The sequence below is a fragment of the Nocardia sp. NPDC047038 genome, assembly GCF_040644075.1.
Classification (GTDB): Bacteria; Actinomycetota; Actinomycetes; order Mycobacteriales; family Mycobacteriaceae; genus Nocardia; species Nocardia sichangensis.
This window is the reverse complement of the sequence record NZ_JBEYVQ010000015.1, coordinates 55873-77936: the sequence shown is the minus strand read 5'-3', so window position 1 is coordinate 77936 and position 22064 is coordinate 55873. Positions and strand designations below refer to the sequence as shown.

At 71.0% G+C, this 22064-nt stretch carries 22 protein-coding genes; 5 read left to right on the top strand and 17 right to left on the bottom strand.

The window, feature by feature from the left end; translation table 11 throughout:
* Nucleotides 1–23: 23 nt before the first annotated feature.
* Genes hisI through priA form a run of 5 tightly spaced genes read right to left on the bottom strand, consistent with a single transcriptional unit; the run spans nt 24 to nt 3748 of the window.
* Complete coding sequence (gene hisI / locus ABZ824_RS32385; RefSeq protein ID WP_195082714.1) at nt 24–371, bottom strand: phosphoribosyl-AMP cyclohydrolase; 348 nt, start codon at nt 369–371, stop codon at nt 24–26.
* A 51-nt stretch (nt 372–422) separates the two neighbouring features.
* Nucleotides 423–1367, bottom strand: a complete 945-nt coding sequence (locus ABZ824_RS32380; RefSeq protein WP_356967796.1) for a TIGR03564 family F420-dependent LLM class oxidoreductase — start codon at nt 1365–1367, stop codon at nt 423–425.
* A 59-nt stretch (nt 1368–1426) separates the two neighbouring features.
* The gene (gene hisF / locus ABZ824_RS32375; protein ID WP_355078267.1) at nt 1427–2200 is read right to left on the bottom strand and encodes an imidazole glycerol phosphate synthase subunit HisF; all 774 of its coding nucleotides are present in this window, start codon (nt 2198–2200) and stop codon (nt 1427–1429) included.
* A 4-nt stretch (nt 2201–2204) separates the two neighbouring features.
* Nucleotides 2205–3020 carry an inositol monophosphatase gene (locus ABZ824_RS32370; RefSeq protein WP_355078268.1) on the bottom strand — a complete coding sequence of 272 codons (816 nt, stop codon included), beginning with the start codon at nt 3018–3020 and terminating at the stop codon, nt 2205–2207.
* A complete protein-coding gene (priA, locus tag ABZ824_RS32365) occupies nt 3017–3748 on the bottom strand; it encodes a bifunctional 1-(5-phosphoribosyl)-5-((5-phosphoribosylamino)methylideneamino)imidazole-4-carboxamide isomerase/phosphoribosylanthranilate isomerase PriA (protein WP_355078269.1) in 732 nt (243 codons plus the stop codon). Before priA ends, ABZ824_RS32370 begins: the two co-directional genes overlap by 4 nt.
* A gap of 256 nt (nt 3749–4004) precedes the next feature.
* Between priA and ABZ824_RS32360 the strand changes: the two genes are divergently transcribed.
* Nucleotides 4005–4523 carry a nuclear transport factor 2 family protein gene (locus tag ABZ824_RS32360; RefSeq protein WP_356967793.1) on the top strand — a complete coding sequence of 173 codons (519 nt, stop codon included), beginning with the start codon at nt 4005–4007 and terminating at the stop codon, nt 4521–4523.
* A 434-nt stretch (nt 4524–4957) separates the two neighbouring features.
* A complete protein-coding gene (locus tag ABZ824_RS32355) occupies nt 4958–5419 on the top strand; it encodes a hypothetical protein (RefSeq protein ID WP_356967791.1) in 462 nt (153 codons plus the stop codon).
* 37 nt (nt 5420–5456) lie between these two features.
* Here ABZ824_RS32355 and hisH read toward each other — a convergent pair whose 3' ends face one another.
* The 9 genes from hisH to ABZ824_RS32310 form a co-directional block, all read right to left on the bottom strand.
* Nucleotides 5457–6092: an imidazole glycerol phosphate synthase subunit HisH gene (hisH, locus tag ABZ824_RS32350; RefSeq protein ID WP_355078272.1), complete on the bottom strand. Its 636-nt coding sequence runs from the start codon at nt 6090–6092 to the stop codon at nt 5457–5459.
* Nucleotides 6089–6703 carry an imidazoleglycerol-phosphate dehydratase HisB gene (gene hisB / locus ABZ824_RS32345; protein ID WP_039797249.1) on the bottom strand — a complete coding sequence of 205 codons (615 nt, stop codon included), beginning with the start codon at nt 6701–6703 and terminating at the stop codon, nt 6089–6091. Before hisB ends, hisH begins: the two co-directional genes overlap by 4 nt.
* A gap of 45 nt (nt 6704–6748) precedes the next feature.
* Nucleotides 6749–7882, bottom strand: coding sequence for a histidinol-phosphate transaminase (locus tag ABZ824_RS32340; protein WP_355078273.1), 1134 nt, complete (start codon nt 7880–7882; stop codon nt 6749–6751).
* Nucleotides 7879–9216 (bottom strand): histidinol dehydrogenase, encoded by a 1338-nt coding sequence (gene hisD, locus ABZ824_RS32335; protein ID WP_356967788.1) that lies wholly within the window; start codon nt 9214–9216, stop codon nt 7879–7881. Before hisD ends, ABZ824_RS32340 begins: the two co-directional genes overlap by 4 nt.
* 211 nt (nt 9217–9427) lie before the next feature.
* Nucleotides 9428–11059 (bottom strand): protein kinase, encoded by a 1632-nt coding sequence (locus ABZ824_RS32330; protein ID WP_356967786.1) that lies wholly within the window; start codon nt 11057–11059, stop codon nt 9428–9430.
* 99 nt (nt 11060–11158) lie between these two features.
* Nucleotides 11159–12910, bottom strand: coding sequence for a penicillin-binding transpeptidase domain-containing protein (locus ABZ824_RS32325; protein WP_356967784.1), 1752 nt, complete (start codon nt 12908–12910; stop codon nt 11159–11161).
* 55 nt (nt 12911–12965) lie between these two features.
* Nucleotides 12966–13826 (bottom strand): arylamine N-acetyltransferase, encoded by an 861-nt coding sequence (locus tag ABZ824_RS32320; RefSeq protein WP_356967782.1) that lies wholly within the window; start codon nt 13824–13826, stop codon nt 12966–12968.
* A 62-nt stretch (nt 13827–13888) separates the two neighbouring features.
* Complete coding sequence (locus tag ABZ824_RS32315; protein WP_356967780.1) at nt 13889–14773, bottom strand: prolyl oligopeptidase family serine peptidase; 885 nt, start codon at nt 14771–14773, stop codon at nt 13889–13891.
* A gap of 123 nt (nt 14774–14896) precedes the next feature.
* Nucleotides 14897–16117 (bottom strand): MFS transporter, encoded by a 1221-nt coding sequence (locus ABZ824_RS32310; protein ID WP_356967778.1) that lies wholly within the window; start codon nt 16115–16117, stop codon nt 14897–14899.
* Between the two features lie 106 nt (nt 16118–16223).
* Between ABZ824_RS32310 and ABZ824_RS32305 the strand changes: the two genes are divergently transcribed.
* The 3 genes from ABZ824_RS32305 to ABZ824_RS32295 all read left to right on the top strand — a co-directional run bounded on the left by ABZ824_RS32305 (nt 16224) and on the right by ABZ824_RS32295 (nt 18334).
* Complete coding sequence (locus ABZ824_RS32305) at nt 16224–16571, top strand: helix-turn-helix domain-containing protein (RefSeq protein WP_356967776.1); 348 nt, start codon at nt 16224–16226, stop codon at nt 16569–16571.
* A 108-nt stretch (nt 16572–16679) separates the two neighbouring features.
* Nucleotides 16680–17126, top strand: a complete 447-nt coding sequence (locus ABZ824_RS32300; protein WP_356967774.1) for a TerB family tellurite resistance protein — start codon at nt 16680–16682, stop codon at nt 17124–17126.
* A gap of 29 nt (nt 17127–17155) precedes the next feature.
* Nucleotides 17156–18334, top strand: coding sequence for a winged helix DNA-binding domain-containing protein (locus tag ABZ824_RS32295; RefSeq protein ID WP_356967772.1), 1179 nt, complete (start codon nt 17156–17158; stop codon nt 18332–18334).
* 69 nt (nt 18335–18403) lie between these two features.
* On the opposite strand, the gene nadC is transcribed toward ABZ824_RS32295, so the two are convergent.
* From nadC to nadA, 3 genes are all read right to left on the bottom strand, one after another.
* Entirely contained in the window at nt 18404–19264 is an 861-nt protein-coding gene (gene nadC / locus ABZ824_RS32290; protein WP_355078283.1) for a carboxylating nicotinate-nucleotide diphosphorylase, read from the bottom strand.
* Nucleotides 19265–19331: 67 nt separating this feature from the next.
* A complete protein-coding gene (locus ABZ824_RS32285) occupies nt 19332–20897 on the bottom strand; it encodes an L-aspartate oxidase (RefSeq protein WP_356967770.1) in 1566 nt (521 codons plus the stop codon).
* Between the two features lie 109 nt (nt 20898–21006).
* A complete protein-coding gene (gene nadA / locus ABZ824_RS32280) occupies nt 21007–22050 on the bottom strand; it encodes a quinolinate synthase NadA (protein WP_356967768.1) in 1044 nt (347 codons plus the stop codon).
* Nucleotides 22051–22064 lie beyond the last annotated feature (14 nt).

The window sequence follows — 22064 nt, the reverse complement described above, 5'->3', positions numbered from 1 at the left end:
CGCCCATTCGGGGCATCCCCGGTTCAGGATCGCGCGGCCAGGAGCACGTCCGAGTCGAAGCAGGTGTGCGTGCCGGTGTGGCAGGCCGCGCCTTCTTGGTCGACGATCAGCAGGATCGTGTCGCCGTCGCAGTCGAGTCGTACTTCGTGCACGTACTGGGTGTGGCCGGAAGTCTCCCCCTTGACCCAGTACTGCCGACGGGAACGCGAATAGTACGTGGCCTTACGGGTTTCCAGCGTGCGCGCCAGCGCCTCGTCGTCCATCCACGCGACCATCAGCACGTCACCGGTGGCGCGTTCCTGCGCGACGGCCGAGACCAATCCGGCGTCATTGCGCTTGAGACGGGCGGCGATGGCGGGGTCGAGACTCATAGCACCGTTATAACAGGGGCGCCCGCGACCGAGCGCGCCCGGAGTGCACGATCAGCCCACCTGGGAGCGCTGGAGTTCGCCGAGCACCGCCCAGGTGCGCCGCTGGTCCTTCGGGGTGGTCAGATCGGTCTGCGAGAACACGACCTCCGTCGCGCCCGCCGCGAAGTACTCCGCGACGCGGGCCGCGATCAGGTCCTCGTCGCCGATCACCACGAGTTCCGCCGCCCGCGAGGCACCGGACAGCTCGATCACCCGCGCATAGGAGGGGATGTCGTCGTAGAACGTCGTCTGGGCCGCGGCGGCCGCACGGGCGGCATCGAGGTCGGCGGTGATCACGCCGGGAACCAGGACGGTGATCCGGGGTGCGGGCCGCCCGGCCCGCTCCGCCGCGGCGGTGAGCGGTGCGACGATGTGCTCGGCCAGCGCCTTCGGGCCGACCAGGAAGGGCAGGGCGCCGTCGGCCAGCTCACCCGTGACGCGCAGGGCCTGCGGGCCCATGGCGGCCACCAGGATCGGCGCCGGCGGGTGTGCGCCGGCCACCGCGGCGGGCAGCGGCGTGGCGGCGGTGAGCGTCTCGCCGTGGAAATCCACCGTGCCGGTGTGCAACACGGTGCGCAGCGCGGTGAGGAACTCGCGCAGCCGGGTGATCGGCCGGTCGAAGGATCCGCCGAAGACCGGGTCGGCGAGGAATTTCGCGCCCAGGCCGAGCCCGAGGGTGAACCGGCCGCCGGTGGCCGCCTGCGCGGTCTGCGCCTGGCTGGAGATCAGCAGCGGATGACGCGCCGTGATCGGCACCGCGGACGTGCCGACCGTGAGTCCCGGCACGGCGCGGCCGACGATCCCGGCCAGCGCGATGGCGTCGTAGCTGAGCGTCTGGCCGAACCACACGGACGACACTCCGGCGGCGAGCGCCGACTCACCCAGCGACACCGCCGTGTCCACGGCGTTGCCGGAGGCGTCGAGAGCGAACGGCGACAGCGCGATTCCGATGGTCATGCCCGATGCAACCGCGCCGCTTCGACCCGCCTTCCTGGTCGGCGAATTTCCGCCAGTCGCTACCGGACGACGATCTTCTCCGCCCGCATCGAATCCTTGACCTGGCCGATGGTCAGATCGCCGAAGTGGAACACGCTGGCCGCGAGCACCGCGTCGGCGCCCGCGTGCACCGCAGGGGCGAAGTGCTCGACCGCGCCAGCGCCGCCGCTGGCGATCACCGGGACGGTGACCGCCGCCCGCACGGCACGGATCATCGACAGGTCGAAACCGGCCTTGGTGCCATCGGCGTCCATGGAATTGAGCAGGATCTCGCCGACACCGAGTTCGGCGCCGCGTACGGCCCATTCGACGGCGTCGATGCCGGTGCCGCGTTTGCCGCCGTGGGTGGTCACCTCCCACCCGGAGGGGGTGTCGGGTTGCCCCTGCGGCACGGTGCGCGCGTCCACCGAAAGCACGATGCACTGGGAGCCGAATCGCTCGGACATCTCGCGCAGCACCTCCGGCCGCGCGATCGCGGCGGTGTTCACCGAGACCTTGTCCGCGCCCGCGCGCAGCAGGCGGTCCACGTCCTCGACCGTGCGCACCCCGCCGCCCACGGTGAGCGGGATGAAGATCTGCTCGGCGGTGCGGGTCACCACGTCGATCATGGTGCCGCGGTCGCCGGTGGAGGCGGTCACGTCGAGGAAGGTCAGCTCGTCGGCGCCCTGCGCGTCGTAGAGCGCGGCCAGTTCGACGGGATCACCCGCGTCGCGCAGGTTCTCGAAGTTGACGCCCTTCACCACGCGTCCCGCGTCGACGTCCAGACACGGGATCACCCGTACGGCCAACGTCATTGCCTCACCCTTTCTCCGCGGCCGCCGGATCGGCGACCGTGCAGATCATGTCGAGCAGTTCCTCGTGCACGCCGGGCGCGGCCGCGAGCACGGAGCCGGAGGCGATGGTCCACGGCTCGCCCACCAGGTCGGTGACCACTCCGCCCGCCGCGCGCACCAGCGCGACGCCCGCCGCGTTGTCCCAGGGATGGTGCCCGAACACGATCGCGCCGCCGAGCACGCCCGAGGCGGTGAACGCCAGATCGATGCCGGTCGAGCCGTGCATGCGCACCCGGGAGGACAGCCTGCTCAGCGGGCCGAGCAGGTCGAAGCGGAACTGGCCGGGGATGCGGCCGTGCGAGTCGACGTTGAACGCGCCGAAACCGATCATCGCCTCGGCCAGCTTGCCGCGCGGCAGCGGCGGCAGCGGTCGCCCGTCCAGCAGCACTGGGCCTCCGGTCATGGCGGCGTAGCGGCGGTCGAGCAGCGGCAGCCAGGTCAGCCCGAGCACCGGCTCGCCGTCGCGAACCAGCGCGAGCAACATGCCGGAGAGCGGATGCCCGGACGAGTAGTTGAAGGTGCCGTCGATCGGGTCGAGCACCCATGCGGTGCCCGAGGTGAGTTGCGGTCCGCCGAACTCCTCACCATGCACCTCGATGCCGGTGCGTCTGCGCAGTTCGGCGGAGACGGTGCGTTCCAGTTCCAGGTCCAGCTCGGTGGCGAAGTCGTTGCGGCCCTTGGCGACCGCGCTCGGCGCGCCGATGCCCTCGATGAACCGCGGGCGCACCGAGTCCAGGATCTCGCTCGCCTCCGCGAGCAGTGCCGACAGCTCCTGGGTCATCTCACCGCGGCCAGCGCCTCGGGCAGGGTGAACCGGCCCGCGTAGAGCGCCTTGCCGACGATCGACCCCTCGACGCCTTCCGGCACCAGTTCGGCGATCGCGACCAGGTCCGCGATGGTGGAGACGCCGCCGGAGGCGATCACCGGGGCGTCGGTGGCCGCGCAGACCTCGCGCAGCAGGTCCAGGTTCGGGCCGGTGAGCGTGCCGTCCTTGGTCACGTCGGTCACCACGTAGCGCGAGCAGCCGTCGCGCTCCAGGCGCTCGAGCACCTCCCACAGGTCGCCGCCGTCGCTCACCCAGCCGCGTCCGCGCAATCGGTGTTCGCCGTCGACGATGCGCACGTCGAGGCCGACGGCGATGCGCTCGCCGTGGCGGGCGATGGCCTTCGCGCACCAGACCGGGTCCTCCAACGCGGCGGTACCGAGGTTGACCCGGGCGCAACCGGTGCTCAGGGCCGCTTCCAGGCTCTCGTCGTCGCGGATGCCTCCGGACAGTTCCACCTTGACGTCGAGTTCGCCGACGACGCCGGCGAGCAGTTCCCGGTTCGAGCCGCGCCCGAAGGCCGCGTCCAGGTCGACCAGGTGCACCCATTCCGCGCCGGCTTCCTGCCAGGCCAGCGCCGCCTCACGAGGCGAGCCGTAGCTGGTTTCGCTTCCGGCTTCTCCTTGCACGAGGCGCACGGCCTCTCCGTTGGCGACATCGACGGCGGGTAGCAGCACAAGACTCACGAGAGCAGCCTAGTGGTTACCCGGCCGCGTCCGAGTGCAGGGCCTGGGCGGATGCGAGTTCGATCACGGATTCGGGCCGATCGACGTGAGCCGGTGGCCGCCGGTGTGCGACCCAGCCTGGCGGGCACCCCGCGAACCTTCACCTGCACGACGTCCACGCGGCCACCTCGCCAAAATTTGTTGGCTGCACCCACAATCTGTTAAGTTGGCGTAGCCAATGTTGGAATCGCCAACGTTATTCTGAAAGGTGCGTTCGATGCGCAAAGTCCGGCTCGCCCTCCCCCTGCTGACCCTCCCGCTGGCCGCACTCACCGCCGCCTGCGCCTCGGCCACCGCGACGCCGACTGCGGAGGTGCGCGAACTGCTGGACCGCGGGCAGATCACCGCGTTGGTCGACCGGCTCGGTCGCGCCCTGGACGAGGGACGATTCGACGACCTGCGGACGATCTACACCCCCGACGCGACCGCGAAGACACCCGGCGGCACGGCCGAGGGCCGCGACGCGCTGATCGCCCAGGCGAGCCGCAACCACGGCGAACATCTGCGCATCCAGCACGTCATCGGCAATGTGCTGATCGACCTGCGCGGCGACACGGCGGAGGTGCGGGCCAACCTGATCGCCACCTTCGCGCTCGCCGCCTCCGACGGCACACCTCCGCAGCCGGTCTACACCCTCGGCGAGGTCTACCGCTTCGACGCGGTCCGCACCGGCGAAGGATGGCGTCTGTCCCGGGTGCAGACGACCCCGATCTGGTCCACCGGCAAGCGCCCGTGATCAGGGGCGCGTCGAACACGCGAGAGCGGTTCCGGGCCGCAGCGGCGAGCACGGCCGTCACCACGGCCGCCGCGATCCGCGCACCCCGGTCGACCTGGACCTCCCTTCGCCGTCCGTTCGATCTCGGTGAGCGTGCGCGTGCTCCGGCGGCCGAACAGGATCCAGCCCCGCGGTCACGAATAGCGCCGAGCTACTGCCGCCCGGTCCGGTGGCGCAGGCGACACCGTGCCCGCGATCAGGGCCCAGCGTCGGCGCTGCACCGAGCGTGAGGTCCCCGCCGGGGACGGTGCTCGCGAATCGCTCGATGGGTTTCAGCGAAGCCGGGATGTCGTGATCCGTCACGAGATCGCCGCGATCCGGGGCGGCGCGGGCGGTATCGTCTCCGCTCGGCGATCACCCCCGGTCGCCGCTTCCATTTCGCACCGAGGAAGTGCATGTCACGATCCAAACTCGCTGCCGCCCTGTCTCTTTCGGCAGCCGTCTGCTCCGCGGCCTTCGTCGCCGCTCCCGCCGCCACCGCCGCCCCGCCCGAGGAGGCGCGCCTGGCGGGATGCGAATTCGGTTCCGCCGCGGCGACCTACGACTACGCGCGGTTCGGCGACCACGCGCGGCGAATGCTCGACCTCAGCACCGGGGAATTCCGGACCGAGTTCGAGAACTTCCGCGCCAACATCCAGTCGAGCGCGGAGGCCGCGCACATCCGCGCCGAGGCCAACTCGGCCGATTGCCGCATCGTCTCGGGTGACGACAACCGGGCCGAGGTGGACGTCGACGTGGTACGGACGGTGACCAGCGACGAGACCGACGGTCTCCCGCAGACCAGCCGCATGTCGATGACCGTGACGGTGGACCGGGTCGACGGGCGCTGGCTGGTCAGCAAGGTCAGGAAGCACTGACCGGACGGCCGGTCTCGCGCTCGTGCGCGGGACCGGCCTACAGCGCGTTCACCCAGTTGCGCAGCAGGTGTGCACCCGCGTCACCGGACTTCTCCGGGTGGAACTGGGTCGCCGACAGCGCACCGTTCTCCACCGCCGCCAGGAACGGCACTCCGTGCTCGGCCCAGGTCAGCTTGGGTGCGGCGAAGTGCTCGCTGGGCGGCAGATCCCACGTCTGGGCGGCGTAGGAGTGCACGAAGTAGAACCGGGTGTCGGCGTCGAGGCCCGCGAACAGCACGCTGTCGGACGGGGCGGAGACGGTGTTCCACCCCATGTGCGGCAGCACCGGCGCGGACAACCGTTCGACCGTGCCGGGCCATTCGGCGCACCCGTCGGTCTCCTCGCCGAACTCGACGCCGCGCTCGAACAGGATCTGCATGCCGACGCAGATGCCCAGCACCGGCCGCCCGCCTGCCAGCCGCTGACCGATCAGGCGCTCGCCCCGCACCCCGCGCAGTCCCGCCATGCACGCGGCGAACGCTCCGACGCCGGGCACGACCAGACCGTCGGCGGCCAGCACCGCTTCGGGGTCGGCGGTCACCTCCACCCGCGCGCCCGCCCTCGCCAGCGCCCGTTCGGCGGAGTGCAGGTTTCCGGAGCCGTAGTCGAGCAGGGCCACGGACTTGCCGCTCACAGGGTTCCCTTCGTCGACGGAATCCCGCTCACCCGGGGATCGAGTTCCACCGCGGTGCGCAGCGCACGCGCCACCGCCTTGAACTCGGCCTCGGTGACGTGGTGCTGGTCGCGGCCGTAGAGCACCCGCACGTGCAGCGCGATGCGCGCGTTCAGCGCGATCGACTCGAAGACGTGGCGGTTGAGCACCGTGGAGTACGGCGCGCCGGGCCCGGAACCGGGAATCACCGTGTGCAGCAGGTGATCCGGCTCCCCGGTGTGCACGCAGTAGGGGCGGCCGGACACGTCGACCGCGGCGTGCGCCAGCGTCTCGTCCATCGGGATGTAGGCGTCGCCGAACCGGCGGATGCCCGCCTTGTCGCCCAGCGCCTTGCCCAGTGCCTGACCGAACACGATCGCGGTGTCCTCGACCGTGTGATGCGCCTCGATCTCGATGTCGCCCTCCGCGCGCACGGTCAGGTCGAAGCTCGCGTGCGCGCCGAGCGCGGTCAGCATGTGGTCGTAGAAGGGGACGCCGGTGGCGATCTCGGTCTTGCCGGTGCCGTCGAGATCCAGCTCGACCACGATGCTGGATTCCTTGGTGACCCGCTCCACCCGGGCGGTCCTACTCATGCTCACGTCCAATCGAATTGTCGCCTGGGGATGTCCGGCGCTGGTTCATCGCGGCGCCAGGTCGGTGCCCGCCAGCAGTCCGCTGACCCGCAACAGTTCGTCGTTCTCGGCGGCTAGGCCGATCGTGGTGCGCAGGTAGCCGGGCAGGCCGACATCACGGATCAGCACGCCGTGATCGAGGTAGCGCTGCCAGCTGCGCGCCGCGTCGGTGAAGCGGCCGAACAGCAGGAAGTTGGCATCGCTGGGGATCACGTCGTAACCGAGTTCTCGCAGCGCCGCCGCCACCCGGTCGCGCTGCGCGGCCAGTTCGGCCACGCTGCCGAGGGTCTCCTCGGCGTGCCGCAGGGCGGCGCGCGCGGCGGCCTGGGTGACCACCGACAGGTGGTAGGGCAGCCGCACCAACAGCATCGCGTCGATCACCGCGGGTGCGGCGACCAGATAGCCCAGACGCCCACCGGCGAACGCGAAGGCCTTGCTCATCGTCCTGGTCACCACGAGCTTCGCGGGGAAACGGTCGATCAGCCCGATGGCGCTCGGCTGCGCGGAGAATTCGCCGTAGGCCTCGTCGACCACCACGATGCCGGGGGCGGCCGCGAGGATGCGCGCGAGGTCGTCCTGCGGGATGCTGTGCCCGGTGGGATTGTTCGGGCTGGTCACGAACACCACATCCGGCCTGCGCTCGGCGATGGCGGCCAGCGCGTGCTCGATGTCGAGGGAGAAGTCGGCGTTGCGCTTGGCCTCGATCCACTCGGTGTCGATGCCCTCGGAGATGATCGGGTGCATCGAGTACGAGGGCACGAAACCCAGTGCGCTGCGGCCCGGTCCGCCGAAGGCCTGCAGCAGCTGCTGCAGGATCTCGTTGGAGCCGTTGGCCGCCCAGACGTTGCCGGTCTGCACCGCAACACCGGTCTGCGCGGTCAGATACCGCGCCAGGTCGGTGCGCAGCGCGACGGCGTCGCGGTCCGGGTAGCGGTGCAGGTCCGCGGCGGCCGCCCGGATCGATTCGGCGACATCGTCGATCAGCGCCCGGCTCGGCGGATGCGGGTTCTCGTTCGTGTTCAACTGCACGGGGACCGTCAATTGCGGTGCGCCGTAGGGTTTCTTGCCACGCAGGTTCTCCCGCAGCGGCAGATCTTCCAGGGTCAGGTCCGCGCCGGGCGCGCTCACCGCGCGCGTCACGACAGGGCCTCGAAACGCGCCTGCACGGCCTGGCCGTGTGCGGGCAGGTCCTCGGCGTTCGCCAGCGCCACCACGTGGCCTGCCACGTCCTTCAGCGCCGCTTCGGTGTACTCCACGACGTGGATGCCGCGCAGGAAGGTCTGCACGCTCAGGCCGGAGGAGTGCCGCGCGCAGCCCGCGGTGGGCAGCACGTGGTTGGAGCCCGCGCAGTAGTCACCGAGGCTGACCGGCGCGTACGCGCCGACGAACACCGCGCCCGCGCTGCGCACCCTGGCCGCGACCGCGGGCGCGTCGGCGGTCTGGATCTCCAGGTGCTCGGCGGCGTAGGCGTTCACCACGCGCAGGCCCTGCTCGATGTCGTCGACCAGGACGGTGCCGGACTGCTTGCCGCGCAGCGCCTCGGTCACCCGGTGGGCGTGCTTGACCACGGCCAGTTGCGTGGTGAGCGCCGCGTCCACCGCGTCGGCCAGCTGCTCGCTGTCGGTGACCAGCACGCTCGCGGCGAGGACATCGTGCTCGGCCTGGCTGATCAGGTCGGCGGCGACGTGCACCGGATCGGCGGTCGCGTCGGCGAGGATGGCGATCTCGGTGGGCCCCGCCTCGGCGTCGATGCCGACCAGGCCGCGGCACAGCCGCTTGGCAGCGGTGACGTAGATGTTGCCCGGCCCGGTGATCAGATCGACCGGTTCCAGCTGCGCGCCGTCGGTGTCGACGCCGCCGTAGGACAGCAGCGCGACGCCCTGGGCGCCGCCGACCGCCCACACCTCGTCGACGCCGAGCAGTTGCGCGGCGGCCAGGATGGTGGGGTGCGGCAGCCCGCCGAACTGGGCCTGCGGCGGCGAGGCCACCACCAGCGAGCCGACGCCCGCGGTCTGCGCGGGCACCACGTTCATCACGACGCTGGACGGGTAGACGGCGTTCCCGCCCGGCACGTACAGGCCGACCCGCTCGACGGGCACCCAGCGCTCGGTGACGGTGCCGCCCGGCACCACCTCGGTGGTCTTGTCGGCGCGCCGCTGATCGGCGTGCACCTTGCGCGCCCTGGCGATGGATTCCTCCAGCGCGGCGCGGACCGCCGGATCCAGCCGCTCCAGCGCGGCTTCCAGCTCGGCCGCGGGCACCCGCACCGTCGCCGGGATGATCCCGTCGAAGCGCTCGCTGAACTCCATCGCCGCCGACACACCATGATCACGGATCGCCTCGACCACCGGGCGCACCTGATGCAGCACCGAGTCCACGTCGACTCCCCCGCGCGGCAGCGCGGCGCGCAGCTCGGCGACGGAGGGAGTACGACCGCGCAGATCGACGCGGGCGAGCTCGATGCGGGTTGTCATGTGGTGTCGGTCCTTGTCTCCAGCTGATTCCGCAACAGGAAAGTTGCCGCTACCAGCCTAATGGGCCGACGCCAGCCGTTATCCGCGTGGTCCGGGCGGCGGGGCCGCAGTGGACCCATGTGCGCAGGTCCGGGCAGCGGGGGTGTTCCCGCGGCGCGCCGAGTCCGGCACCGCTATCGATCTATCGCGGGGGGTGCGCCGGGTTCACGCGTCAGCGGGTGTCGCTGTCGATGAGCACGGACCCGTTTCCGGGATTGATCAACCGGAGCGTCACCGACTTGTTCCGGCTCCCGTAGGACACGCTGGCCACGTTGACGTCCACCGAACCGTCCGCGTTGGCGCCCGAACCGCCGCCGGTGTCGACGGTGTTGAACGTCGACACCCGATTCTGCGTCCAATAGTCCTCGAAGGCTTGCTGGCTGCCGTATACCTGCTGGGCGGCGGGGGTCAGCTGTTTCCAAGCAGCGGAGAAGCTCAAGTACGTCAGATTGTTGTAGAAGTTCACCACTAGATCGATGGACTGCCGCGAGTCGGCCTTGCCGACGCTCTTCGTCTCCCCAACCGAGGCGGCGGCCGACGTCGTGTTCGCACCAGGGCGCGTCGACGCGACCACGGAAGACGTGCTGCCCTGGGCCGTGCTGGTGCCCGAACCCGACGAACTCATCATGTTCACCACGATGGCCCCGACGACGGCGACCGCGCCGATCAGTGCGCCGATCAAGATCGCGCGGCGTTTGCCGCCCGAGCCCTGCCGGGACTGCGGCCGCGGCTGGGCCATGGTGCGGGGGTGCGTCGCGGTGTCCGGGTGGGCGGGTGGCGGCGGGGGGACCGGACGGGAGCGCGGCTGGCGCTCGGTCGGCGTGTAAGGCGTCGACGCCATCGCCGAAGGCCGCAGCTCGCGGGTCGCCGATTCGGACTGGCCCGCCCTCGGCCGGGCGAACGCCTCGCTGGCGGGCACGAATCCGGCGGCCACCGGGGCCGGACCCGCGTCGGCGAACGCGGCGAGGTGCTCGCGCGCCGCCCGCATGCTCGGACGCTCGCGCGGCTCGGGGCTGAGCAGGTCGAGCAGGAAATCCGTGGCGGGGCCCGCGTTGCGCGGTTCGCTCAGCTGACCGTTCGCGGCCGCGTAGAGCACCGCGAGCGGATTGGAGCCCGCACCGTAGGGCGGTTCGCCCTCGAGCGCGTGGAACAGCGTGGCGCCCAGCGCGAACACATCGGAGGCGGGACTCGGATCGGAGCCACGGGCGACCTCGGGCGCGAGGTAGGCGGCGGTGCCGCAGATCAGCCCGGTCTCGGTGAGGGTGACGTCGCCGGTGGCGCGGGAGATGCCGAAGTCGGTGATCTTCACCGTGCCGTGATCATCGAGCAGGATGTTGCCCGGTTTCACGTCACGGTGCACGATGCCCGCCTGATGCGCGGCGATCAGCGCCGAGGCGACCTGCTCGCCGATCCGCGCGACCTGGGTCAGCGGCAAGGTGCCCTGCGCGGCGATCACCGCGGCGAGGCTCTTGGACTTCAAGTACTCCATCACCAGGCAGGGGTCGCCCTCGTGCTCGGTGATGTCGAACACGACGATCGCGTTCGGATGCTGGAAGCGGGCGGCGTTGCGGGCCTCCCGGATCGCGCGCTGGCGCACCACGTCGCGTTCGGCCTCGGGCAGGCTCGGCTGGATGTGGATCTGCTTGACGGCCACGGAGCGCTGGAGGCGTTCGTCGACGGCACGCCAGACCACGCCCGTGCCGCCGCTACCAATCCGCTCGACCAGGCGGTAATGCTCCGCGATCAACTGACCGGTATCGATGGCGCCTACTCCGAACCTTCTCGAAATCGTGACATCCCGCATATTGATTACTCACGCGGTCCGGGGATGAGTGTAGCGGGCGTAGGAATGCTCGCACGCGTCAGCCGGGCCTTCACACTGCCTCGAATCGCCCGAAAGGGACTAACCACGGGCACGCAGCATCCGGCCCGCCGCGTCCACCGCGGGAGCCGAACTGCCCGCGTCGCTGATGAACACGGAAAAGGCCAGGTCGCCGTCGATGCCGACGAACCAGCCGTGGGCGTGGGCGTCATCGATGTACTCCGCGGTGCCCGTTTTGCCGAGCAGGCCGGGAATGTCGCGCAATTGGGTCGCGGTGCCACCGGTGATGGTCTCGCGCATCATGGCTTTCAGCTGGTCGTCGACCTGCGGCGGCAGCGCGTCCGAGGTGCGGTCCGGGGTGCCCGGCTTGCCCGCGACCAGGGTGGGCGCGGGCACCGAGCCGCGAGCGATGGACGCGGCGACCAGGGCCATGCCGAACGGCGACGCTGTCACCTGCCCTTGACCGATCGCCGACTCCACACGTAACGCGGAGGTCTCGGCCGCGGGCACCTTCCCCGTGACCGTGGTCAGGCCCGGTGTGACGAAATCGATGCCGAGGCCGAGTTGTGTGGCCGCTTTCGTCAGCGCGTCGGCGGGCAATCGCACGGCGAGGGCGCCCATCGTGGTATTGCAAGAGCGGGCGAACGCGGTGTGCAGCGGAACCGCGCCGAGATCGAAATTGTTGTCGTTGGGGATGCGGCGACCCTCGATGTTCGCGGTGCCGGGGCAGGGCAGCACGGTGTCGGGTGTGACCGCCCCCGCCTGCAACGCGGCGGAGACGGTGACCGTCTTGAACGTCGAACCCGGCGGGTACAGGCCGGTCAGCGCGATCGGGCCCTGCGCGTCGGCGGGGGCGTTCTGCGCGATCGCGACGACCTCGCCGGTCGACGGACGCAGGGCGACGATCGCCGCGGGCTGTGCGATCGGGGCGAGCGCCGCCTCGGCCGCGCGCTGCAAGCCGAGATCGAGCGTGGTCGCGATGTCGGCGGTGGGCGTGGGATCCGTTCCCGCGACCCGCTCGGTGCCCTGCGGCGTCTGGGCGCGCACGGCCCACCCGGCGTGCGCGTCGGCGGACTGCTGCCACAACTCGGCCAGTCCGGACAGGGTCGGGGCGGCCAACGCCTTGTCGGTCGTCAGCAGGCGGGTCTGCGGCGCGAGGGTGACACCGGGCAGCGCGGCCAGGCGGTCTCGGATCGGGGCGAGGTCGGAATCGCGCAAGGTGATCGCGGTGATCGGCTTTCCTTGCGCCGCCGCCAGTTCCGTTTGCACCGACCCGGCGGTGAGGCCGGGCGCGAGCGGGCCGAGCAGATCCGCGACCGCGGGGAGGTCGGCGCCGGGGCCGACGTCGACCAGCGTGACGACCTGTTCGGTCATCAGCTCGCCGCCTGCGGAATCGAGGATGCGGGCCGGTTGCGGATAAACCCTGCCGTAGCTCAACGGCCCCGCCGCGAGCCCGGGGGCGACCGTGGCGGGATCCCACTTCACCCGCCATCCGTTCCCGTCGTCGTGCGCGGCGCCGTTGGTGGTGTAGGTCCACTCCGACTTGCCGTCCGCGCCCAGCTTCCAGGTGGCGGCCAGGGCGAAGCGGTTGTCGTCGACCGAGCGGACGTCGAAGCGCACGTCCTTACCGAGTCCGTCGTACAGCGCGCCGAGGGTGTCGGCGGCTACGGCCGGATTGTCGGTGAGCGCGGCCGCGGCGGCGATATCGTCGCGGTTCAACGCCTCGGCGAACTGCCCTGCCACGGTATCGGGCTGGTCCGGCCCTGACGAGCAGGCGGCGACCACGAGCAGCGGTGCGGCGAACAGGACGAGGGCTTTCCGGTTGGTACGCACCCGACGACCATAATGGGCGCAGCCGGACATCGTCGTCAACAGCCCGCTCGCGGGGTCAGTCGCGTATCCACGGAGCATTCGCGAGTGCGGCGGCATCGGCCTCGGTGAGGTCGATGTCGAACACCTCCGCGAGGACCTTGGGCAGCTCGGTCGGCTCCAGTTCCCTTGTGTTGCCGGTGCCGTCGGGGTACTCGGTGACGAACGTGGTGCCGTCCAGCACGTGGTGGACCTCCGGGTGGAAACGCTGCACGAACGGCCGGGTGGTGAACGGGGAACGCGGCGAGGTCGACACGAAATGGTTGCCGACGGCGTAGTCGATGCCGTACTGCGGATTCAAGGTGAAGCTGTACCGGTCGATCCACCCGTCCCGGCCGAATTGGTGCAGTACCCACAGGTCGGAATCCAGTTCGCCGCGCCTGCTCTCCAGCCGGAACTGCCAGTCGCCGCCGGTGAATTCGCCCGCGGACAACTCGAACGGCACCAGCGGTCCGGCGCCGAAGCCGACGTCGCACAGCCAGACGCGGTCGTCGTCGGCGGTCGTCACGCGCAGCAAGGCATGGGTGGCAGGCCGCAGCGCCGTGCCCGCGCCCATGCTCACGCGACCGCTGAGGCCGGTGACACCGAATCCGAGCCGTTCCAGCGCGGCCGCGAACAGTCCGACGTTCTCGTAGCAGTAACCGCCGCGGCGGCGGCGCACGAGTTTGTCCTGCAAGGTCGCAAGATCCAGGGGGATCGACCGGCCCAGGATGATCTCCAGGTTCTCGAACGGGATCGCGGTGGTGTGCGCCCGCACCAGCTCGTGCAGCGTCCGGACGGTGGGGGCGCGCTCGCCGTCGAACCCGATCCGGGCCAGGTAGGCGTCCAGATCGAGATCCGCTCCGTTCCAGTGGTAAGCCGGGTCGGCGGGTTTGCTCATCGCGTCCTCACTTCGTCGTCGGTTCTTCTCGGTCAACTGCGCGCAACGGCGATCGTGTTCCCTCACGCCGCGCACTTCGCGCCCGGCGGGGCGGCCGGTGCGGTGACGACGTCGTGCGCGACGTCCACGAGGTAGTCGCGATCCGGGCCGTCGACCGGCTCCGCGCCGAGCAGCAGGCGCTCGACGACGCAACCGCCCTCGAAGAGGGCCGGTCCGACGCTGTGGTCGCCGGGAACCACTTGCCCGTTCAGATCGCGCCCGGTCACGACGGTGTACATCGAGGTGGGTCGGCCCGCGGCGAGCAGCCCCGCGCGCATCTCGACGCTGGTGGCATACGGCACCACGTCGTCGGCGGTGCCGTGCACGAGAAACGCCCGCCGCACGTCCATCCGGGCCGCCAGCAGCGCGGGCGAGCGTTCGGCATAGGCGAGCGGGCAGGTGGCGGGCGGGCAACCCCCCGCGTCGCGCTCGATCTGCGCGGGTAGCGCCGGATCCACGGACGCGGCGCCCAACCACATCGTGAAATCGTCGGCGGGACCGTAATTGTCGACCCAGTAGTCGAACATCCCGCGCGGGCCGTGCGCCACCGCGAGACCACTGGTGATGCCGCCCTGGCTCCAGCCCCACAGCACCGTGCGGGTGATCGAGCGATGGGTATCCCGGTACCACGTGGTCGCGGCGACGATGTCGCGCCACCCTGCCCACAGATTCCATTCTCCGGTGCGCCACATGCTCTGCGCCGAGCGCAGATCCATCGACAGGATCGGCGACGCGGTGCGCCGGGCGATCGACTCGAGGTAGCCCGCGAAATCGGCCGACGACCCGTCGTGCCCGTGCACCGCGACCACGAGCGCGTGCGCGGTCGCGTCGCCCTCGGCGCACCGATAGGGCTCGTATACCCGGCCGGTCGCCTCCTCCCCGTCCACGGTCAGCGAAACAGGGCGCACCACCACATCCCCGGCGCAGTCCCCATCCGCCGAAACCGGTGGCGCCACAGAAACTGTCGTCAGGAGCACACCGGCCAACGCGCAGCACGATACGAGAGATGCCCATCGCATCCCCGGATGATGTCACGCCGTCAGCGCGGCATCGCGGCGCAGGCGCGCCACGACGAGCAGTCCGCCCGCCGCGGCCGCGAGGCCGACCACCACGCCGAACGCGATCACACCTGCGCTCAATCCATAAGCGTCGCCGAGAAACCCGGCGGCCAGCGGTAGCACCGCGGCGGGGAGATACCCCCCGACGTTCTGCGCGGCGTTGGCCTCGGCCAGCCGCTCGCCCGGCACGCTCGCGCTGATCGCCGTCAGTCCGCCGAACTGGCCGAGCCCCTGACCGGCACCGGCGAGCACGGCTGCCGTCACGAACAGCGGAAGCGAGGTCGCGACCAGTGAGAGCACCAGCGCGGCCATGCTCGTCACGGTCGCGATCGTGCCGCCGAGCAGGATGACGCCCACACCGAACCGCCGGGCCGCGAACTGGACTCCGGTCGCGGCCAGGAACATCGCGAACGCCACCGCACCGGCGAGCACCCGGTCGGCGACACCGAGCAGATGTGCCAGCACCGACGGCCCCAGCGACAGGACGAACGACGTCGCGGTGATGCCCGGTCCGAACACCGCGATCCCCAGCAGCACCGCGGTGCGGCCTTCCCTTACGACCGACGGGATCCGGATCCACGGTCCGCGCCCGCCGGCACCGGCGGGCAGAGGCAACCGGGCCACCACCACGAAAGCCGTAGTGAGCATGGCGATCTCGACCAGGAAGACCGTCACCGTCGGGCCGGGCAGCGCTTCGGACAGGATGCCTGCCAGCAATGGCCCGCTCCCGGCTCCCAGCACCATCGCCGTGGACGCGGCCAGCGCGGCGACCCGTTTGCGGTCGGACCCGCCCACATCGGTGACCGCCGCCATTCCCGCCGACACCGTCGCGCCGACCGCCAGGCCGGTCAGCAGCCGCGCCAGGGCCAGCAGCGGGACCGACTGCGCGACCGCGAACAACACACAGGCCGCCACCGCCGCCGCCACCGCGGGCAGCAGCACCGGTTTGCGACCCACCCGGTCCGACACCACACCCGCGACCAGCAGCGCACCCAGCAATCCGGCGATGTAGCAGGCGAACACCGCGGTCAGCGTCCCGGCGGAGAAGCCGATCGCCCGCTGCCACACCACGTACAGCGGGGTCGGCGCGTTCGACAACACGAACACCGCGAACACCGGCCACGCCGCCGCCCACACCGAACGTCCGCCCGTCCGTGGTGCGTCCGTGCGTGGCACCGTCACCGTCGATCCCATCACCACTCCTTGGTTCGAATTTTTTCGTACTGGTACGACAGTAATCGAACTTAGCGCCTAGTACGATAGAAGTCGTACAAGTTGTCCGAAATCCGAGGAGAACGCGATGCCAGCGGCCGCCGACACCGCCGATGCCACCTCCGTGCTGCCCGAGCCGGCCCGCGCCGACCTGCGACTGGATCACGTGCTGGCCGCGCTGAGCGACCCGCTGCGCCTGACCATGGTCCGCCGGTTGCTACTGGACTCCCCCGACACCGACCGGTCGTGCTCCTGGTTCGGCATCGATCGCCCCAAATCCACGTTGACGCACCACTTCCGGGTCCTGCGCGAGGCGGGCGTCACCCGGCAGCGACGCTACGGACTGGAACGCCGCAGCCAGGTCCGCGTCGACGATCTCGAGGCGCGCTTTCCCGGCTTGCTCGACCTGGTCCGAGCCTGGGAGCCCGCCGACTGATCCAGAACTTTGGGGGCAGGACCCGACGCCCGAGCCCTGTTACGGTCCCGGTATTCATTCCGAGCCCGGATGGGTCCGCGCATTCGGACGCCTTCTCATGGAGTAACCATGATCAGCACGCCCGAGATCGCCGCGACCTGGCGCGAACAACTGCTCGCCAGGCGGAACGAATTGCGCGGCGGGTCCTTTCGCGACGCCGCCGTGGCCCGGTGCGCGCTGGTCGCCGTGGCCGACGACGCGACGTCGGCGGCGGACCGCGGCACGGTCGCCGAACTGGTCGCGGCGGATCCGGTGCTGCGCAACTTCCCGGTCGACGACTCGCGCGCCTTGTTCGAGGACAACTGCAATCGGCTGGCGAACGATCCGGTCCTCGACTGCGCGCACGTGCTGCGGCAGATCGCCAAAGCGGTGCACAAGCCGGCCGAGGCGGACGCGGTCGTCCGCACCGGCATCCCGATCGGCGGCGCGGCGGGCGCGTGCGGCCCTGCGGCGACCGAGGCCGTCCGCGACGCCTGCCGGACGCTGCGCCTGGCTCCGGAGCGCTTCGGCCTCTGACCCGACGGTGCGAACGCTACGATTCGCCTATGCGTTCGATTGATGTCGCCGAGCGGCGCGCCCGGCTGGCGGTGCGACACCGGCTGGCCACCCCGGAGCGGGCCGGACAGGTCGCGGAGATCGCCCGCTCGCTGGTCGCCCTGCACGCGACCGATCCGGCGACTGTCTTCCTCTCCGTCGCGGCCCGCGCCGAGGGGCTGGCGCCCGCGGATGTCGAACAGGCGCTCTACGACGACCGTTCGCTGCTGCGGATGCTGGCCATGCGCCGCACCATGTTCGTCGTGCCGGTGGAGCTGGTCGCGATCCTGCAGGGTTCGTGCGCGGACGCGCTGGCGCACAAACAGCGGCGCACCTACGGCAAGTACCTGGAACAGGCGGGCATCGGGGACGGCGATGTGCGGCGCTGGTGGGCCGAAGTCGAGACCGAGACGCACAAGGCGCTGCTCGATCGCGGCGCGGCGACCGGCGCGCAGCTGAGCAAGGACGTCCCCCGCTTGCGCACCCAGGTGAACACCGCGCCGGACAAGCCGTATTCGAAGCCGACGAACATCACCACCTGGGTACTGGTGACGCTCGGCTGCGAAGGCCGCATCGTGCGCGGGCGGCCGAACGGCAGCTGGACCAGCAGCCAGTACACCTGGGCGCCGATCGAATCGTGGTTGCCGGACCCCGTCCCCGTGATTCCGGCCGCAGAAGCCCGCGCCGAGCTGGTCCGCCGCTGGTTGCGCGCGTTCGGTCCCGCGCCGGTGTCCGACATCAAGTGGTGGACCGGGTGGACGCTGGGCGAGGTGCGCGCGGCGCTCGGGGCGCTCGAGCTGATCGAGGTCGACCTCGACGGCATGACGGGCGTACTACTGGCCGACGACGTGGAGCCGGTCGCCGCCCCGGAACCATGGGCGGCATTGCTTCCCGCGCTCGATCCGACGCCCATGGGCTGGCAGGCTCGAGAATGGTTCCTCGGCCCCCACGCACCGAACCTGTTCGATCGCAACGGGAACATCGGGCCCACCGTCTGGTGGGACGGGCGCATCGTGGGCGGCTGGGCGCAGCGCGGTGACGGCGAGATCGTCTACCGCCTGCTCGAAGACGTGGGGACCGACGCCGAGGCGATGATCGCCGCGCAGGCGCAGCGAGTCGCCGAATGGTACGGCGACGTGCGCGCCATTCCCCGTTTCCGGACGCCGCTGGAACGGGACCTCACCGCCTGACATGGAGATTCGCGCATTCGCCGAGTCCGACCGAGCCACGCTGCGCAGCTTGTGCGTTCGGGCGGGTACCTACATGTCCAGCCCGAGGTCGAGGACGCGGACCGAGTGGGTGAGCGCGCCGACGGCGAGGTAGTCGACGCCGGTGCGGGCGTAGTCGGCGGCGACGTCCAGGCTCAGGCCGCCGGAGGACTCCAGTTTCGTCCGCGGTGACGCGGCGTTGCGGCGCTGCACTGCCGCCTGGGTCTGCCAGAGCGGGAAATTGTCCAGCAGTACCAGTTCCACGTTCTCGGCGAGCACGGCGTCGAGCTGTTCGAGGCTGTCGACCTCGACCTCGCAGGCGATGTCGGGGGCGGCGGCGCGGACCGCGCGCAGCGCCTCGACCACCGACCCCGCGGCGACCACGTGGTTGTCCTTGATCAGGGCGGCGTCGCCGAGACCCATCCGGTGGTTGACGCCGCCGCCGACCCGCACGGCGTACTTCTGCAGCGCGCGCAGTCCGGGCAGCGTCTTGCGGCTGTCCCGGATGCGGCAGCGGGTGCCCGCGACGGCGTCCACCCAGGCGGCCGTCGCCGTCGCGATGCCGGACAGATGGCACACCAGGTTGAGCATGGTGCGCTCCGCGGTGAGCAGCCCACGGGTGGGCGCGATCAAGGTCAGCACGGACTGTCCGGGCGACACCCGGGTGCCGTCGGCGACGCGGTCGGTGATCTCGTAGGCGTCCGCGCCGATCACCTCGTCGAGCACCAGCAGCCCGGCGTCGAGCCCGGCCACGGTTCCCGGTTCCCGCGACACCACCGATGCCTTGATCACCGCGTCCGCGGGCACGGTGGCCGTCGTCGTGACGTCCGGGCCGTAGCGCAGGTCCTCGTCCAGCGCGGCGCGGATGACGCGCAGCACCTCGTCGCGATCCAGGGCGTCGTCCAGAGCCATCGAAGCGTTCCTCTCTGACCGAGCGGGGTTCTCGCGGTCCACCGGATGCCGCGCTCGGTGCGTGTGATCAGGGAATGGGGGCGTACTCGGGGACGCCGTCGCCGTTGAGCCGGATCGGGAGGCTGTGGCGGAGTTCGGGCAGGGCGTCCGGGTGATCGGACCGGGTGTGACAGCCGCGGCTCTCGGTGCGGGCGAGCGCGGCCAGCAGCAGCGCGCGGGCCGCGAGAGTGAGTGCGGCGTCCTCGATTCCGGCGATCGGGTGGGTGGCGGCGAGCGTGTCGCGGTGGGTGACCACGTCGTCGAGTCGCTTGAGCGCTTCCGCGAGACCGGCGCGGTCGCGGACCACCGAGGCGTGCGTGGTCATCAGGTGCTGCACTACGTCGCGGTCGACGTATTCGGCTACGCGAGTGGGTATCTCGCTCACCCGGGCCCGCTCACCGAGCCGCTCGGCGGCGGCGGCTCCGGCGCGCTCGCCGACCACCAGCCCCTCCAGCAGACTGTTGGACGCCAACCGGTTCGCACCGTGCAGTCCGGTGCGCGCGACCTCTCCGGCCGCGTACAGGCCGGGCACTCCGGTACGGCCGTGAGTGTCGGTGACGACGCCCCCACACTGGTAATGCGCGGCAGGCGCGACCGGGATGAGGTCGGTGCGCGGATCGATGCCCGCCGCCAGGCACGAGGCGGTGATCGTCGGAAACCGCTGCGGGAAACCGTCGATCGAGCGGGCGTCGAGATAGACGTGCTCGGTGCCCAGCGCCCGCATGCGCGCGGCGATGGCGCGGGAGACGACATCGCGAGGCGCGAGATCGCCCCGTGGATGCACCCCCTCGGTCACCGCGTTGCCTTCGGTGTCGACCAATGTCGCGCCTTCGCCGCGCACCGCTTCGCTGATCAGCGGCCTGCGCCCGATACCGCCGGGGGTGTACAGCACCGTCGGGTGGAACTGGACGAATTCGAGGTCGGCGACGGCGGCGCCGGCCCACAGCCCGAGCGCGATGCCGTCGGCGGTGGCGCCCGGCGGATTGGTGCTCAGCGCGTACAACTGGCCGAGCCCGCCGGTGGCCAGCAACACAGCGGGTGCGTGCACGACCCCGAAACCTCGGTCCGACAGCGCGACCACGCCCCGCACACCGTTCGGCCCCGTGACGATCTCGCCGACGGCCGCGCCGAACAGCACCGGCAAGCCGGCTTCGTTCAGCGCCCGCTGCACCTCGGCGCCGGTGGCGTCGCCCCCGGCGTGGATGATCCGGCGGGTGCTGTGGCCGCCCTCGCGGGTCCGCGAGATCTGGCCGTCGCGGCCGAGGTCGAACACCGCGCCCAGGTCGGTCAGCGCGGCCACCGCGTCCTGCCCGCCCTCGACGATGGAGCGCACGGCGTCCACGTCGCACAGGCCGACGCCCGCCTCCACCGTGTCGTGCACGTGTGACTCGACCGAGTCACCGTGCGGCGCCACGACGGCGATGCCGCCCTGGGCGTACTGGGTGGACGTATCCGTCGGCCCGCCCTTGCTGAGCGTGAGCACCCGCAGCCCGCGCAGTGACGCGGTGCGCGCCGCGGTCAGTCCCGCGACGCCACCGCCGATCACGACCAGATCGGCCTCGGCCTCCCAGTCGATGGAAACCCGGGTTGTCATCGCCCCGCGCCTCTCTGTCTTCCGATCCGCGAACGTTCTGCGGCGCGGGCGCTGTGGTCAGCGCGTTGCGCCGGAGAGCGACCCGCCGCCGCGAGGGCAGCGGTCGGACTCATTCACCGCCGCCGGGATTGCCGATCGCGATCATCCGCTGCACCGAGTTGCGGCCCAGCGCGGCGGTTTCCGGATCGACGTGGACCTCGTCACGACCCTCGACCAGGCAGCGAAGCAGGGCCGCCGGAGTGATCATCTTCATGTACTTGCACGACGCCCGGTCGTTCACGGCCTGGAAGTCGATGCCGGGGGCGGCCTTGCGCAGCTGGTGCAGCATGCCGACCTCGGTGGCCACGAGCACCTGATTCGACTTCGCCGCCTTGGCCGCGTCGATCATGCCTCCGGTGGACAGGATGTGCACCCGATCGGCCGGGAACGCGCCCTCGCCCGCGAGGTACAGCGCCGAGGTGGCGCACCCGCATTCGGGGTGCACGAACAGTTCCGCGTCCGGGTGGGTACGCGCCTGCTCGGTGAGCTCGTCGCCGTTGATGCCCGCGTGCACGTGGCACTCGCCCGCCCAGATGTGCATGTTCGTGCGGCCGGTGACCCGCTTGACGTGCGCGCCGAGGAACTGGTCCGGCAGGAACAGCACCTCGCGGTCCGGGTCGATCGAGGCGACCACGTCCACCGCGTTGGAGGAGGTGCAGCAGATGTCGGTGAGCGCCTTCACCTCCGCCGTGGTGTTCACGTAGGAGACGACCACCGCGTTCGGGTGCTCGGCTTTCCAGGCGCGCAGTTCGTCGGCGCTGATCGAATCCGCGAGCGAACATCCCGCACGCTGATCGGGGATGAGCACGGTCTTCACCGGGCTCAGGATCTTGGCGGTCTCGGCCATGAAGTGCACGCCGCAGAACACGATGGTGTCCTCGGGCGCCTCGGCCGCGATCCGCGACAGCGCCAGCGAGTCGCCGACGTGGTCGGCCACGTCCTGGATCTCCGGCAGCTGATAGTTGTGCGCCAGGATCGTCGCGTTGCGCTCCCTGGCCAGACGCTTGACTTCCTGCGCCCACTCCGGCGTCGCCTCGACACCCGCGAACCCGGAGGGTCCGTCGAACACCTGCCCCATCAGCGGGGGCGCCAGTTTCGCACCCGTCGTCGCCATGGATGGCTCCCTTC

What these genes read in the sequence shown, in the direction of transcription:
- hisF (WP_355078267.1), bottom strand. Translation starts at nt 2,200, where the DNA reads ATGACGTTGGCCGTACGGGTGATCCCGTGTCTGGACGTCGACGCGGGA.
- ABZ824_RS32380 (WP_356967796.1), bottom strand. Translation starts at nt 1,367, where the DNA reads ATGACCATCGGAATCGCGCTGTCGCCGTTCGCTCTCGACGCCTCCGGC.
- hisD (WP_356967788.1), bottom strand. Translation starts at nt 9,216, where the DNA reads ATGACAACCCGCATCGAGCTCGCCCGCGTCGATCTGCGCGGTCGTACT.
- ABZ824_RS32320 (WP_356967782.1), bottom strand. Translation starts at nt 13,826, where the DNA reads ATGAGCAAACCCGCCGACCCGGCTTACCACTGGAACGGAGCGGATCTC.
- ABZ824_RS32305 (WP_356967776.1), top strand. Translation starts at nt 16,224, where the DNA reads ATGCCAGCGGCCGCCGACACCGCCGATGCCACCTCCGTGCTGCCCGAG.
- ABZ824_RS32300 (WP_356967774.1), top strand. Translation starts at nt 16,680, where the DNA reads ATGATCAGCACGCCCGAGATCGCCGCGACCTGGCGCGAACAACTGCTC.
- ABZ824_RS32355 (WP_356967791.1), top strand. Translation starts at nt 4,958, where the DNA reads ATGTCACGATCCAAACTCGCTGCCGCCCTGTCTCTTTCGGCAGCCGTC.
- ABZ824_RS32360 (WP_356967793.1), top strand. Translation starts at nt 4,005, where the DNA reads ATGCGCAAAGTCCGGCTCGCCCTCCCCCTGCTGACCCTCCCGCTGGCC.
- ABZ824_RS32370 (WP_355078268.1), bottom strand. Translation starts at nt 3,020, where the DNA reads ATGACCCAGGAGCTGTCGGCACTGCTCGCGGAGGCGAGCGAGATCCTG.
- hisI (WP_195082714.1), bottom strand. Translation starts at nt 371, where the DNA reads ATGAGTCTCGACCCCGCCATCGCCGCCCGTCTCAAGCGCAATGACGCC.
- hisB (WP_039797249.1), bottom strand. Translation starts at nt 6,703, where the DNA reads ATGAGTAGGACCGCCCGGGTGGAGCGGGTCACCAAGGAATCCAGCATC.
- ABZ824_RS32310 (WP_356967778.1), bottom strand. Translation starts at nt 16,117, where the DNA reads ATGGGATCGACGGTGACGGTGCCACGCACGGACGCACCACGGACGGGC.
- ABZ824_RS32330 (WP_356967786.1), bottom strand. Translation starts at nt 11,059, where the DNA reads ATGCGGGATGTCACGATTTCGAGAAGGTTCGGAGTAGGCGCCATCGAT.
- nadC (WP_355078283.1), bottom strand. Translation starts at nt 19,264, where the DNA reads ATGGCTCTGGACGACGCCCTGGATCGCGACGAGGTGCTGCGCGTCATC.
- nadA (WP_356967768.1), bottom strand. Translation starts at nt 22,050, where the DNA reads ATGGCGACGACGGGTGCGAAACTGGCGCCCCCGCTGATGGGGCAGGTG.
- ABZ824_RS32285 (WP_356967770.1), bottom strand. Translation starts at nt 20,897, where the DNA reads ATGACAACCCGGGTTTCCATCGACTGGGAGGCCGAGGCCGATCTGGTC.
- ABZ824_RS32295 (WP_356967772.1), top strand. Translation starts at nt 17,156, where the DNA reads ATGCGTTCGATTGATGTCGCCGAGCGGCGCGCCCGGCTGGCGGTGCGA.